Raw genomic sequence first — 13,499 nt, 5'->3', positions numbered from 1 at the left:
GCTCCGTAGCAAACTCAGAACATGGGGGTGGATGTACCGATGACTGCCATCGTCGAACCGGCCGAGGACCTTTCCGTCCTCACCGGACTCACCGAGATCACCCGGTTCGCCGGCGTGGGGACCGCGGTCTCCTCGGCGTCCTACTCGCAAACCGAACTCATCGAGATCCTCGGCATCGAAGATCCGAAGATCCGCTCGGTCTTCCTGAACAGCGCCATCGAGCGGCGTTTCCTCACCCTGCCGCCGGAGGAGCCCGGCGGCGCACGCGCGGCCGAACCGCAGGGCGATCTGCTCGACAAACACAAGAAGATCGCCGTCGACATGGGCTGCCGCGCGCTCGAAGCCTGCCTGAAGTCGGCGGGCGCGACGCTTTCCGACCTGCGTCACCTCTGCTGTGTCACCTCGACCGGTTTCCTGACCCCCGGCCTCAGCGCGCTGATCATCCGCGAGCTGGGCATCGACCCGCACTGCAGCCGGTCGGACATCGTGGGCATGGGCTGCAACGCCGGTCTCAACGCGCTCAACGTGGTCGCGGGCTGGTCCGCGGCGCACCCTGGCGAACTCGGCGTCGTCCTGTGCAGCGAGGCGTGCTCCGCCGCCTACGCCCTGGACGGCACGATGCGGACCGCGGTGGTCAACAGTCTTTTCGGCGACGGATCCGCGGCGCTCGCGCTCGTTTCCGGCGACGGGCGCGTGCCGGGTCCGCGCGTCCTGAAATTCGCCAGTTACATCATCACCGACGCGGTCGACGCGATGCGCTACGACTGGGACCGTGACCAGGACCGGTTCAGTTTCTTCCTCGATCCGCAGATTCCCTACGTGGTCGGGGCGCACGCCGAAATCGTCATCGACCGGCTCCTGTCCGGGACGGGTCTGCGCCGCAGTGACATCGCCCACTGGCTGGTGCATTCCGGGGGGAAGAAGGTGATCGACGCGGTCGTCGTCAACCTCGGCCTGAGCCGGTACGACGTCCGGCACACCACCGGCGTGCTCCGCGACTACGGGAATCTCTCCAGCGGCTCCTTCCTCTTCTCCTACGAGCGGCTCGCCGACGAAGACGTCGCCCGCCCGGGGGATTACGGCGTGCTCATGACCATGGGGCCTGGCTCCACAATCGAAATGGCGCTTATTCAATGGTGACGCGTAACGAAATCAAGAGCGACCTGGTGCTGCGTTTCGACGGCTCCCGCCCGCTGTCCACGGCGGCCGTCGAGGAGATCTCCGCGCTCTGCGATCGCGCCGAGGACCGGCGTGAACCGGGACTGGTGACCGTCCACGTCACGGGTGCCCCGCCTGCCGGCTGGGCGAAGGGGCTCGCGATCGGCTTGGTGTCCAAATGGGAGCGCGCCGTGCGCCGGTTCGAACGCCTGGGCAGGCTCACGGCCGTGGTGGCGTCGGGTGACTGCGCCGGGATGGCGCTGGACCTCCTGCTCGCCGCCGACGTCCGGATCGCCGAGCCGGGCACCACCTTGCGGCTCGCCTCGGCGGGTGGCGGCACCTGGCCGGGGATGACCGTGTACCGGCTCACCAAGCAGGCGGGCGCGGCGGGTATCCGGCGGGCCGTGCTGCTCGGTACCCCGATCGGGACGGACCGGGCGCTCGCGCTCAACCTGATCGACGAGGTGTCCGGCGACCCGGCCGCGGCATTGTCCTCTTTGGACGCTTTCGGGGAAGGCGCCGAAGCGGCGATCCGGCGCCAGCTGATCTTCGAAGCGGGCTCGACCACCTTCGAGGAGGCACTCGGTTCCCATTTGGCCGCGGCGGACCGGGCCCTGCGGCGGGAAGCCAAGTCGTGACGACGGACAGCGCGCCAGGGCTCGATCTCCGGGCCCTGGCGGGGGCGGCCCACCGGGTCGACGACGACGTCCGAGCGCTGCGCACGGCCTTCGTCGAGGCGCACGCCGAAGAGATCTACGCCGAACTCACCGACGGCCGGACGCGATACCTGCGCATCGACGAACTCGTCCGGGCCGCCGCACTCGCGTTCCCCGGGCTGGTGCCCTCGGAGCAGCAGATGGCGGCCGAGCGGTCGCGTCCGCAGGCGGAGAAGGAAGGGCGTGAGATCGACCAGGGCATCTTCCTGCGCGGGATCCTGCGCGCGCCGAAGGCAGGCCCGCATCTGCTCGACGCGATGCTCCGGCCCACCGCCAGGGCACAGCGGCTGCTGCCCGAATTCCTCGAGACCGGTGTCGTGGAGATGGAGGCCGTCCGGCTCGAACGCCGTGACGGCGTCGCGCACCTGACCCTGTGCCGCGACGACTGCCTGAACGCCGAGGACGCCCAGCAGGTCGACGACATGGAGACGGCGGTCGACCTGACGCTGCTCGATCCATCCGTCCGGGTGGGACTCCTGCGGGGCGGGGTGATGAGTCATCCCCGCTATCTGGGGCGCCGGGTGTTCTGCGCGGGGATCAACCTCAAGAAGCTCAGCGCCGGCGAGATCCCGCTCGTCGATTTCCTTCTGCGGCGCGAAACGGGCTTCATCCAGAAGATCTTCCGCGGCCTGCTGACCGGCGGATCCTGGCATTCCAGGTTCACCGACAAGCCCTGGATGGCGGCCGTCGATTCCTTCGCCATCGGTGGCGGGACCCAGCTGCTACTGGTCTTCGATCACGTGCTGGCGGCGTCCGACGCGTACCTCAGCCTTCCGGCGGCGAAGGAGGGGATCATCCCCGGGGTGTCGAACTTCCGGCTTTCCCGCATCGCCGGACCGCGCGTGGCCCGCCAGGTGATCCTCGGCGGCCGCAAGCTCCGGGCCGACGAGCCGGACGCCCGGACGATCGTCGACGAGGTCGTCGCGCCGGAGAAGATGGACGCGGCGATCGACGGCGCGCTGGCCCGGCTCGACGGGGAAGCCGTGGTCGCCAACCGGCGCATGCTGAACCTGGCCGAGGAACCTCCCGAGGAATTCCGCCGGTACATCGCGGAATTCGCGCTACAGCAGGCTTTGCGCATCTATGGCGCCGACGTGATCGGCAAGGTGGACGGTTTCGCGGTGGGCGCGCGATGAGCGAAGGCCCGGTGCGGTACGAAAAAAAGGACCACGTCGCCTACGTGACGATGGACCGGCCCGAAGTGCTGAACGCGATGGACCGGCGGATGCACGCGGAACTCGCCGGGATCTGGGACGACGTCGAAGCCGACGACGACGTCCGGGCCGTGGTCCTGACCGGCGCGGGAGAGCGCGCGTTCTCGGTCGGACAGGACCTCAAGGAACGCGCGCGGCTGACCGAGGAAGGCGTCGAGGCGTCGACGTTCGGCAGCAGCGGTCAGCCGGGACATCCCCGGCTGACCGACCGGTTCACCCTGTCCAAACCGGTGGTCGGCCGTGTGCACGGTTACGCGCTGGGCGGCGGTTTCGAACTCGCGCTCGCATGCGACATCGTCATCGCCTCCGACGAGGCGGTCTTCGCGTTGCCGGAGGTCCGCCTCGGCCTGATCGCCGGGGCGGGTGGCGTGTTCCGGTTGCCGCGGCAGCTGCCGCTGAAAGTGGCGATGGGCTATCTGCTGACCGGGCGCAGAATGGACGCGGCGACGGCCCTGCACTACGGATTGGTCAACGAAGTCGTGCCGTTCCCCGAATTGGACCGATGCGTCGCCGAATGGACCGAAAGCCTGGTGCGAGCCGCTCCGCTTTCGGTCCGCGCGATCAAAGAGGCCGCGCTGCGCTCGCTCGACCTCCCGCTCGAGGAAGCGTTCAAAACCTCCTATCCGTGGGAAGAACGGCGACGGACCAGTGCGGACGCGAGCGAAGGAGCCCGTGCCTTCGCCGAAAAACGGGATCCGATCTGGACCGGTCGCTGAATTCGGGTTGGACCGTTGTTCCGCATGGCGAACAGTGGAAGATTCCGGGTGGAAGAGTTCTCGCTCGAATAACGCCGGGCATGCTTCTTCGTTCACCGAGACCGCCGTCCGGGCCGGAAATCCCGGCTTTCCGCCCACCCGGTGCCGGCAGAAACCCTGGATATCTGTGATGACAACCCTCGCCACGGTCGAACTCGACAACCAGCGCATCGACCGGATGGTCCCGCTGGTCACGCCCGCCCTGCTGCATCACGAACTGCCGCTCGGCGCCAACGCGGCCGACACGGTGCGCCACGGCAGGGAAAACGTCCTGCGCGTCCTCGACGGCACGGACGACCGGCTGCTCGTGATCGCCGGGCCCTGTTCCATCCACGATCCCGCGGCGGCACTCGAATACGCCGACCGCCTCGCCGCCCTCGCCGGCCGGTTCGCCGACGATCTCCTGATCGTCATGCGCGTGTACTTCGAAAAGCCCCGTACGGTCGGCGGCTGGAAGGGGCTCATCAACGACCCGCACCTCGACGGCACCGGCGACGTCAACCGCGGCCTGCGCATCGCCAGGGATCTGCTCCTCGAACTCGCCGAGGGTGGGCTGCCCGCCGCGTGCGAATGGCTGGACACCACCATTCCGGCGTACCTGGCCGACACCGTCTCGTGGGGCGCGATCGGCGCCCGCACGGTGGAAAGCCAGAACCACCGCATGCTGGCCAGCGGGCTGTCCATGCCGGTCGGTTTCAAGAACCGCCGCGACGGCGATGTCACCGTCGCCGTCGACGCCATCCGTGCCGCCGAAGCGCGCCACGTCGTCCCCGGCGTCGACCCCAGTGGCCTGCCCGCGATCCTGCACACGGCGGGCAACCCGGACTGCCACCTCGTGCTGCGTGGCGGAAACAGCGCGCCCAACCACAATCCGGCGTCCGTTCGCGCGGCGCTCACCGCCCTGCAGAACGCGGGACTGCCCCGGCGGGTGGTGATCGACGCCAGCCACGACAACAGCCGCAAGGACCACCTGCGGCAGGCCGTCGTCGCCGACCAGATCGCCGAACAGATCAAGAACGGTCAGCGCGGCATCGTCGGGGTCATGCTCGAATCCAACCTCCAGGCGGGCCGCCAGGACCTCCACCCCGACCGGCCGCTCACCTACGGCCAGTCCATCACGGACGCCTGCATCGACATGGCCGCCACCCACGAGGTGCTCCAGTCCCTCGCCACGGCGACGGCCGCCCGCCGGGCCGGCGTGCGCTGACCACGCGAGTTACGCCTCCAAGCACGCGAGTTCGCCGTCCAATCACGCGAGATGCGCGTCTGATCACGCGAGTTCGCCGTTCAATCACGCGAGTTCGCTATCCGATCGCTTCGGCGCAGCTCATCGCCGGGTTCGGCGCGGCGCCGCCCCGGGTGCGCTCGAGGTGTGTCTCGCCCCAGACCCTGACTTCCTCGACCACCGGCAGGACCGTGGTCCCGTAAGGAGTGAGCCGGTAGAGGACGCGCGCCGGGACGGGCCCGGTCACCACACGCTCGACGAGCCCGTCGGCCTCCAATTCGCGCAACTGCTCGGCCAGCACCTTGGGCGTGATGGGGGCGCCCCGGCGGCGGAGGCCGGCGAAATGGGACTCGCCGTGGGCGAGCCAGTACACCAGGGTCAGCTTCCATTTCCCGCCAATCGCGGCGAACGCCGCGGCCATCGGACAGCCGGGCAGCGGGTTGGGCCGCGGAAGGTTACCCGCAGGTGCCTTCTTGTCCATGGTCGTCCTCCGCTCGGATAGTCGGACCATGACCGTGCCATACAAAAGAACCCTGACAGTGGGCCTTTCGGTCCTGATGCTGATCGCCACGGCCGCGTCGGGTGCGGCTTCGACTTCGCCCGACGGCCAACGCGCGTTCGACTGGGAGATCGGCGCCTGGCACTCCACGGTGCGGGTGCTGGCCGAGCCGCTTTCGGAGTCCGCGGACCGGTGGCTCCTCTTCACGGGCACCAGCACCGTCCGCCCGCTCATGGACCGGCGGGCGAACGCCCTCGAATTCGAGGTCTCGGGCCCGGACGGGCGTATCGACGCGCTCAACCTGCGGCTGTACGAGCCGCAGGCGGGCCGGTGGAGCCTGACCTTCGTCAACATGCGCGACGGTCTGCTCACCCCGGCGGTCTACGGCGGATTCCGCGACGGCGTCGGCGAATTCCACGGTGACGACCAGCTCGGCGGCCGTCCGATCAAGGTACGTTTCCTCGTCTTCCGGCAAGGCCCGGACGTGGCGCGCTTCGAGCAGGCGTTCTCGGTCGACGGCGGGAAGACGTGGGAGACGAACTGGGTCGCCGTGGACCACCGGATCCGCCGGTGAGCGTCCGAAATTTCGCGTGACTGGCCGGACGACACACGTGATTGGACGGACGACACGCGGCGGAACGCCGGGCCGCGCGTCGTGTCGTCCATCCAGTCACGCGTGTCGTCCGCCGGATCACGCGTGTCGTCCGTTCGGCACCCGGACCCGCGTCCACTCACGACCGGGAGAGGCCACCCGCGCTAGCCCGCGACAGAGCCGACACCGTCGAGCAAAGCCATCTCCGCTTCACTCAACCGCAGGCCGCCCGCCGCGACGTTCTCCTCCAGATGCCTGGGGTCACCTGTCCCGGGGATGGCGAGCACGTGCGCGCCGCGGTGCAGCGTCCAGGCGAGCCGGATCTGTGCCGGGGTCGCGTCGTGCGCCGCGGCGACTTTCGCGACTTCGGCCTGCCCCGGAACGGTGTCGGGCGTGGAGGCGCCGGGAAGCGAAGTGGTGACGGCGAAAAAGGGCACGAACGCGATGCCGTGTTCGCCGCACAGGTCGACGAGCGCGTCGTCCTCGCGGTCGGCCAGGCCGTAGCGGTTCTGCACGCAGACCACCGGAGCGATCGACAGTGCCTCGGTCAACTGCTCCGCCACGACGTTGGAGACACCCAGATGACGGATCAAGCCTGCCTCACGCAGCTCCGCCAGCGCACCGAAGTGTTCGGCCAGCGAGCCGGGCTCCTTGCCCATCGCGGCGCCCCAGCGCAGATTGACGACGTCGAGGTGGTCGAGACCGAGCTGCCGGATGTTCTCTTCGACCTGGCCGCGGAGCTGATCCGGGCGTGCGAAGGAGAATTCGCCGTCGCGGTCGCGGCCCGCGCCGACCTTCGTGGTGATCACGAGATTTTCGGGATAGGGCTGGAGCGCCGTGCTGATCAATTCGTTCGCCGAGCGCGTGGGCGTGAAGTAGAACGAAGCGCTGTCGATGTGGTCGACGCCGAGTTCGATGGCGCGGCGCAGGACGGCGATCGAGTTTTCGCGGCTCTTGGGCTTCTCGTCCCACGGCATCCCGGTCAGCCGCATCGCGCCGAGGCCGACGCGGTTGACGGTGAGGTCCCCGAGCTGCCAGGTTTCGTGAAAGTTCGTCATGACCTCCAGCGTCGTGACGAGGCCGTCCGTAGTCAGAAAATGGCAACAACCTGCCACCTGGTCGCGCGGTTGAGGCAGTATCGAGGTCATGCGGACGAGTGATGCGGTCACGGTCGTGCGCGGCGAGGAAGAGCTGTTCCGCCGGGTCGGGCACCTGTTCTCGACCGTGACCGATCTGGCGTGCGCGGCCAACGACCTCGCGACCTGGGTCGCCGCCCATGGAGCGGGCGAGATCGCCGAGCGCCGGGCGGGCGCGGTTCGGATCCGCAAGATCTACCGGGCCGGTCTGCTGCTCGACCCGGGAGCCGCACAGGAGCTCGCGCGGGTCCGTGACCGGCACGGAGCCCAGGTCCGCATTTCCACCGAGGACGTCAACGAGACGATCGTGATGGACGGCAGGCTCGTCATCCTGGCCGGTGACCTCGTCGCCGGGCAGCGCGGGTACAGCGTCATCACCCAGCCCGAAACCGTGCAGGGCGTGATGTCGCTGTTCGAGGCGACCTGGCGAGCGGCGACCGAGCTCGACGTCTTCGACGCGCAGGTGTCCGAGATCCGGCGGCTCGCGCCCGCGGTGCTGGACCTGCTCGGCAGCGGGGTCAAGGACGAAGCCGCCGCCCGGAGCCTCGGCCTCGGCGTGCGGACCTACCGGCGGCGGGTGGCCGAGCTGATGGCGGCGCTGGGTGCCGAGTCCCGTTTCCAGGCCGGCGTCCGGGCGCGCGAGATGGGCTTGGTCTAGGCGGTGTCCTGCAAGTCGTGTTCGCGGCCTTCGCGCCCAGGCTGCCCCTGACGGCACGGGCGGATGCGGCCGAGTACGACCCGGTACAGACGCCCGACCGGGTGAGCTTCGGCTGCTGGCGGTGGGTGCCGAGAGGGTAAGATCTTGCCGCCGAGGATGCCGGTGAAAACTTCCGGGAACCAACGCGCGGCCGGGTGCGTCGGTGTACACGAACGGCGTCATCGCGTTTCGGGAAACGGTGCGCACGCGTGGGTGTGAACTCATAGGGTGCGCGGTAGAGCAGTGTGGGTCAGGCAAGCACGCGCGCAGGCGCCGGACTGGAGGGATCATTCATGACTCGCCGATTCGATCCAGAGCAGATCGCCGCGTTGGCCAAGAAGGTCGGCGGGCTCAAGGACGGCTACAGCGGCGCGGGCAAGGACCTCGGCGACGGTGATCCCGGCGGCGCGTTCGGCGACCTGAAGAACGCGGCCAGCACGGGGACCACGATGAAGGGTTTCCACCGCGGCGTGAACGCCGAACTGGCGGCCGCCGCGAAGCTGGTCGATGCCGCGTCGAACGCGCTGGCCAACGCCGCCCAACGCATGCGGAACGACGAAGCCGCGGGTGTCGACACCCTCCGCGGCGGCGCCCGCGAGCGGGACTGATCGGACTGAAGACGGGAACCAGGGGGATTTACCGATGACCACCGCGGAGCGGAATCCGAGCACGCTCGACGACCCGTCGCACGACCGCCCGAAGTCGCTGGACGCCATCGACAAACACGCCCAGCAGGCGCAGAAGCTCAATTCGAGCGCGGTCAACGACCAGGCGAGGAAGGTCGGCGGGGCGGCCACGAGGGCCAACGACCTCGGCGACGACCTCAAGGTCTTCCGCGACGACGTCCTGCGCAACTGGGAGGGCAAGGACGCCGACGCCGTCGCCGAACACCTCGAAAAGCTCGGCAAGGCCAGCTACAAGGTGAGCGACAAGGCCGAGGCTGCCAAGAACATCCTCCAGCGGGTTTCCGAGATTCTCGACGAGGTCAAGAAGAAGGTCGCACAGCTCGCCCAGGAAGCCAACGACAAGGACGCGGACAACCGCAAGCTGATCGACGCGGCCCGCCGCCGGAAGAACAGCTCGAAGGACGACAACGAGATCGCCGCCGCCGCGACGGACATCGAGCGGCTCCGGCAGCTCAACGAAAAAGACTCGAACGGCAAGAAGGACGAGATCGAGAAGGCGCTGGACGACGCCGAGAAGCAGATCGACGATCTCCTCAAGCCGCTCGGCCTCGAGATCGAAGGCGGTTTCATCGAGCTCATCCCCGCCGACGACGGCCAGACCACGGCGTCGAGCGTCAACGCGAAGCCGGTCAACTCCAACGTGGGCAGTGCCCCCAGCTACGGCGGGGGAGACGGCGGCGGTGGTGGAGGCGGCGGCGGTGGCGGTGGCGGCCCCGCCGGGGTGCCGGGCGACGGCAGGCCCGCGAAGCCGATCGACGCGCGGGGCGACAACCCGGCGAAGATCGCCGAGCAGTTCCTCGGCCGCAACGCCGGCGACCTCAAGGGCAGCGGCGAGCTGCCCGCCATGCAGTCGTGGGTGCCCAACAACGTCAACTGCGCGAACTTCGTTTCCGGCTGTCTCGAGGCGGCGGGCCTGATCGACAAGGGGCAGGCCAGTGCCTCGGTCGCGGGCCTGACGGCCAACCTCGAAGCGGACGGCTGGAAGTCGGTGCCGCTCTCCGAAGCGAAACCGGGCGACGTGGTGATCTCGAACAACGGCGGGCACGTCGTGTTGTACGCGGGCGATGGCCAGTTCATCGGCTCGAACAACGTCAACCCCGACGGTTCGCAGAGGATCAGCATGGGCGGCGGTGGCGGCCTCGTGAAGATCCTCACCCCGCCGACCTGATCCGACAGAACGCCGTAGCATCACCGGGCCAGCTGATGCGGTCGCTCCCGTCGGCCGCGTCGCTGCCCGCCAGTGGGAGGTAGCTCGATGTACACCCCGTCCGCACGACCCGTCCCGGTGTCGCTGAACCCCGGCGACCCGGTCCGGGAAGCGGTACTCCAGGCCGCCACCGCCCGGCTCGACCAGGAATTCGGCGATCGGGTCCAGGTGGCCGTGGAACAGCTCGACCGGCTCGGCCCCTGGGTGTTCCTGCAGGGAACGATGCGCGGCACCGAACCCGGCCGTTCGTACTACGCCGGCACCATCTACGAGAACAAGCGGGCCGACGGCGTCATGTCCGACGTCTACGTCGCCCTGCTCAAGAAGAGGAGCGAAACGGGCGTCGACGACGACGCGCGGTCCTGGCGGGTGGCCAACTGCGCCATCGGCCCGACCGACGTCGCCTGGCTGACCTGGCCGGACGAGCACGAAGTACCGCAGGAGCTCTTCGGGTTCTGACCCGTCACGAGGTCCAGTCCGGTAAGGCGCGGGCGATTTCGCCGGGGGAGGGCATCAGGGCGATCTCCTCGGCGATCGCCCTGGCCGCGTCGCGATGGGCGTTCCGCCCCAGCAGGCTTCCGACGTGGTCGGCGACGGCTTCCGCGCTCTGATCGCCGGGGTGGAGACTCAGCGCGGCACCCGCCGCGCACAGGGCTTCGGCGTTGGCGAACTGGTCGGCTCCCTGCGGGAGGATCAGCTGCGGGACGCCGGCGGAGAGCGCGCCGAGTGTCGTACCGCTGCCACCGTGGTGCACGAGCACGTCGACCTGCGGCAGCAGGTCCGCCTGCGGGATCCACGCCCGCACCGTCACGTTGTCCGGCACGGTGCCGAGTTCCTCGGGGCGGACCCGGCCCGAGGCGACCACCACGTCCGCGCCGAGCGGAGCCAGCCCGCGGATCACGGTGCCGAGCAGTTCCGGCGTGCCGAAGGCGGTGCCGAGCGTCAGGTAGATCAGCGGGCGAGCGGACTTTTCGACGCGCCACGGCGGCACCGCGGGTTCGGAGTAGGGCACGGGGCGCAGCGCGACACGTTCGGCCGTCGCGAGGAAGTTCTTGTCCTGCAAGGACTGCGGGCAGATGTCGAGATGCGGCCGGTCGGGCATCGTCGGCGGTTCGAGCCCGATCCCGTCGGGGAACATGCGGCCGAATCCGTGCCAGAGTCCGGGGATCCCCGCGCGCTCCGCGGCGATGGCCACCCCGGGCTGTCCCCAGCCGTGCACGACCAGGTCGGGCCGTAGCCGCGCCAGTGCCGGTTCGAGATCCTCGGCGTAGATCTCGTAGAACGCGTCCGCCGGGCGGAAAGGCCTGAGACCGTTCCTGTGCAGAGGCGGGTGGACGTTCTCTCCGGCGGCGAAATGTACTTCGTGCCCGGCGTCCCTGGCGGCGATCGCGAGCGGGATCAGCGGATAGGTGTGGCCGACCGACGCAAGGCCGGAGAAGAGGACTCGCATGCGCACCCGTTCATTCGGATGTTCAACACAGATGTTGACAACATCTGAATGTTAGCGCGGATTCCTGGGGCGCGCCGCGACGGGCTGGGGATCCGCCAGTAACACGATCATGTCCAGTGCCCGCTGGAGGTCGCCGTGGGCGCGTACCGGATCCGGGTTGGCCACGTACTGCAGGATCAGGCCGTCGACGGAGGCCAGCGCGAGCCGGCCCAGCGTGTCGAAGCCGACGGCACAGCGTTCGCCGGCGGCGATGGCCGCCTGTTCGCAAAGCCTGGTCACGAGCGAGATGTAGCCGTCGTACTGGGATCGGGCAAGGTCCGGTGCGTCGCTCCGCAACGAGTAGCTGGAGAGCTCGTACTGCATGATCTGCAATCCGACGTCACCCTCGACGAGTTTGTCCCAGAACGTCGTCATGCCTGTCCGGAGCGCGTGTTCGAAGCCCCTGTCCGGGTCGAGGCCGCTGCGCAGCGCGTCGGAGATGTCGTCGACGACCGTGCCGATGACCGCGCGCAGCAGCTGGTCCTTGCTCGGGAAGACGTAATGCAGGGTGCCCAGTGAGATCCCCGCTTCGGCGGCCACCGCACGAAGAGTGGTCGCGGGTACGCCGACGGTGCTGAGCACCCGGATCGCCGCGGTGACGATCTGCCCCTCGCGTTCCGCCGCCTTCACATAGGCCATTCGGCTTCTCCTTCGTCGACGATGTCCGAGTTTCGCATATCGGCTCTTGTGCCGGATGGAGCCCTACCCTAACTTAAGTCGGACAACCGACCGACAAATTGGGGAGTCTGCGGTGCACACAGTCGAGGTCGTGGTGATCGGAGCGGGCCTCGCGGGGTTGACGGCCGCTCGCGCGCTGACCGGCGCGGGACGCACGGTCGCCGTGCTGGAGGCACGGGACCGGGTGGCGGGCCGCAACCTCGGTCGTGAGCTGGTCAACGGGGTCCCGGTCGAGCTGGGCGGTCAATGGATCGGCCGGACGCAGACCGAGGTCCTGAAACTGGTCGCCGAACTCGGCCTCGAAACGTTCCCGACTTACGACGACGGAGCGGCGGTGACCATCTACAACGGCAGGCGAACCACCTACGCCGACGAAACGTTCGGGCTGTCCGGTCAGGCGGCGCTCGAAGTCGGCCGGATGAAGTTCGAACTCGAGGCCTTGGCGGGCACCGTGTCGCTCGCCTCTCCGTGGACGTCACCCGAAGCCGCGGAGCTGGACCGCAAAACCCTGGACGAATGGCTTCGCGCCGCCACGGACGACGCCGAGGCCCTCGCGTTCTGGGGAGCCGTCGTCCCCGCGGTGTTCTCCGCGGAACCGGCGGAGATGTCGTTGCTGCACTTCCTGTTCTACGTCAAATCCGCGGGCTCGCTGGACATCCTCGTCGGCACCACCGGCGGTGCGCAGGAACTGCGCGTCGTGGGCGGCACCCACCTGATCTCCGAACGGCTCGCCGATCGGCTGGGCGACGTCGTCACGCTCGGCGCACCGGTTCGCGGCATCGCCCACCACACGGACGGGGTCGAGGTGCGCCACGACGGCGGGCGGATCGCGGCCCAGCGGGTGATCGTGGCGATCCCGCCCGCGCTGGCCGGACGGCTGCACTACGAGCCGGCGCTCCCCGCGGCACGCGACGGGCTGACCCAGCAGATCCCGATGGGCAGCGTGATCAAGATCCAGGTGGCCTACCCGGCGCCGTTCTGGCGCGACGCCGGGCTCAACGGGTTCGCGTTCAACCTGGACGACCCGCTGTGCGTCACCCTGGACAACTCGCCGCCGGACGGTTCCTGTGGCGTCCTCGTCGGCTTCTTCGAGGGCGCCCACGCCCGCGAGGTCGCCCGGTTGTCGCCCCGGGAACGCCGTAAGGCCGCGGTGGCCACGCTGGTGAAGCAGTTCGGGCCGGAAGCGGCGGAACCGATCGATTACGTCGAACAGAACTGGATGGAGGAGGAGTACACCCGCGGCTGTTACGGCGGCCGCCTCGGCGCGGGCGGGTGGACCCAGTACGGCGCCGCGCTGGCCGCGCCGATCGGGCGTATCCATTGGGCGGGCGCGGAGACCTCCGGCATCTGGAACGGCTACATGGACGGCGCCGTCCGTTCCGGGCATCGCGCCGCGGCCGAAGTGCTCGCGCTTCTGGAGCGGTGAACGCCGAAACCGGCGGCCGGG

General features: G+C 69.1%; 15 protein-coding genes. 11 read left to right on the top strand and 4 right to left on the bottom strand.

Translation table 11 applies throughout. The features are described from left to right. Positions 1 to 39: 39 nt before the first annotated feature. The 5 genes from dpgA to CVV72_RS21575 all read left to right on the top strand — a co-directional run bounded on the left by dpgA (position 40) and on the right by CVV72_RS21575 (position 5,050). Complete coding sequence (gene dpgA, locus CVV72_RS21595) at positions 40 to 1,140, top strand: 3,5-dihydroxyphenylacetyl-CoA synthase DpgA (RefSeq protein WP_219145529.1); 1,101 nt, start codon at positions 40 to 42, stop codon at positions 1,138 to 1,140. Then, complete coding sequence (gene dpgB, locus CVV72_RS21590; protein WP_219145528.1) at positions 1,134 to 1,796, top strand: enoyl-CoA-hydratase DpgB; 663 nt, start codon at positions 1,134 to 1,136, stop codon at positions 1,794 to 1,796. The genes dpgA and dpgB overlap by 7 nt, the downstream gene beginning before the upstream one ends. Continuing rightward, positions 1,793 to 3,010, top strand: coding sequence for a (3,5-dihydroxyphenyl)acetyl-CoA 1,2-dioxygenase DpgC (gene dpgC / locus CVV72_RS21585; protein WP_219145527.1), 1,218 nt, complete (start codon positions 1,793 to 1,795; stop codon positions 3,008 to 3,010). The genes dpgB and dpgC overlap by 4 nt, the downstream gene beginning before the upstream one ends. Next, a complete protein-coding gene (gene dpgD, locus CVV72_RS21580) occupies positions 3,007 to 3,804 on the top strand; it encodes an enoyl-CoA-hydratase DpgD (RefSeq protein WP_219145526.1) in 798 nt (265 codons plus the stop codon). The genes dpgC and dpgD overlap by 4 nt, the downstream gene beginning before the upstream one ends. Before the next feature lie 169 nt (positions 3,805 to 3,973). Further along, positions 3,974 to 5,050, top strand: a complete 1,077-nt coding sequence (locus tag CVV72_RS21575; RefSeq protein ID WP_219145525.1) for a 3-deoxy-7-phosphoheptulonate synthase — start codon at positions 3,974 to 3,976, stop codon at positions 5,048 to 5,050. A gap of 97 nt (positions 5,051 to 5,147) precedes the next feature. Here the strand turns inward: CVV72_RS21575 and CVV72_RS21570 are convergent, their stop codons facing one another. Next, a complete protein-coding gene (locus CVV72_RS21570; RefSeq protein WP_255632203.1) occupies positions 5,148 to 5,549 on the bottom strand; it encodes a helix-turn-helix domain-containing protein in 402 nt (133 codons plus the stop codon). Positions 5,550 to 5,577: 28 nt separating this feature from the next. On the opposite strand from CVV72_RS21570, the gene CVV72_RS21565 reads away from it, so the two are divergent. Then, complete coding sequence (locus CVV72_RS21565; protein ID WP_255632202.1) at positions 5,578 to 6,141, top strand: hypothetical protein; 564 nt, start codon at positions 5,578 to 5,580, stop codon at positions 6,139 to 6,141. A 182-nt stretch (positions 6,142 to 6,323) separates the two neighbouring features. On the opposite strand, the gene CVV72_RS21560 is transcribed toward CVV72_RS21565, so the two are convergent. Beyond that, a complete protein-coding gene (locus CVV72_RS21560) occupies positions 6,324 to 7,217 on the bottom strand; it encodes an oxidoreductase (protein WP_219145524.1) in 894 nt (297 codons plus the stop codon). 88 nt (positions 7,218 to 7,305) lie between these two features. On the opposite strand from CVV72_RS21560, the gene CVV72_RS21555 reads away from it, so the two are divergent. The 4 genes from CVV72_RS21555 (at position 7,306) to CVV72_RS21540 (ending at position 10,344) form a co-directional block, all read left to right on the top strand. Continuing rightward, on the top strand, positions 7,306 to 7,953 hold the full coding sequence (locus CVV72_RS21555; RefSeq protein WP_219145523.1) for a DNA-binding response regulator: 648 nt from the start codon (positions 7,306 to 7,308) through the stop codon (positions 7,951 to 7,953). A 332-nt stretch (positions 7,954 to 8,285) separates the two neighbouring features. Continuing rightward, positions 8,286 to 8,600 carry a hypothetical protein gene (locus tag CVV72_RS21550; RefSeq protein WP_034313468.1) on the top strand — a complete coding sequence of 105 codons (315 nt, stop codon included), beginning with the start codon at positions 8,286 to 8,288 and terminating at the stop codon, positions 8,598 to 8,600. A gap of 34 nt (positions 8,601 to 8,634) precedes the next feature. After that, on the top strand, positions 8,635 to 9,846 hold the full coding sequence (locus CVV72_RS21545) for a peptidoglycan-binding protein (RefSeq protein ID WP_219145522.1): 1,212 nt from the start codon (positions 8,635 to 8,637) through the stop codon (positions 9,844 to 9,846). An 87-nt stretch (positions 9,847 to 9,933) separates the two neighbouring features. After that, positions 9,934 to 10,344 carry a hypothetical protein gene (locus CVV72_RS21540; RefSeq protein ID WP_219145521.1) on the top strand — a complete coding sequence of 137 codons (411 nt, stop codon included), beginning with the start codon at positions 9,934 to 9,936 and terminating at the stop codon, positions 10,342 to 10,344. 4 nt (positions 10,345 to 10,348) lie between these two features. On the opposite strand, the gene CVV72_RS21535 is transcribed toward CVV72_RS21540, so the two are convergent. Continuing rightward, on the bottom strand, positions 10,349 to 11,335 hold the full coding sequence (locus CVV72_RS21535) for a glycosyltransferase (RefSeq protein ID WP_219145520.1): 987 nt from the start codon (positions 11,333 to 11,335) through the stop codon (positions 10,349 to 10,351). A 51-nt stretch (positions 11,336 to 11,386) separates the two neighbouring features. Next, positions 11,387 to 12,013 carry a TetR/AcrR family transcriptional regulator gene (locus CVV72_RS21530; RefSeq protein WP_219145519.1) on the bottom strand — a complete coding sequence of 209 codons (627 nt, stop codon included), beginning with the start codon at positions 12,011 to 12,013 and terminating at the stop codon, positions 11,387 to 11,389. 112 nt (positions 12,014 to 12,125) lie between these two features. Here CVV72_RS21530 and CVV72_RS21525 point away from each other — a divergent pair, with 112 nt between their 5' ends. Further along, on the top strand, positions 12,126 to 13,478 hold the full coding sequence (locus tag CVV72_RS21525) for a flavin monoamine oxidase family protein (RefSeq protein WP_219145518.1): 1,353 nt from the start codon (positions 12,126 to 12,128) through the stop codon (positions 13,476 to 13,478). Positions 13,479 to 13,499: the final 21 nt, after the last annotated feature.

Origin of the sequence: Amycolatopsis sp. TNS106 (assembly GCF_019330265.1) — a bacterium.
Lineage (GTDB): Bacteria > Actinomycetota > Actinomycetes > Mycobacteriales > Pseudonocardiaceae > Amycolatopsis > Amycolatopsis lurida.
This window is presented reverse-complemented; position numbering and strand designations above follow the sequence as displayed.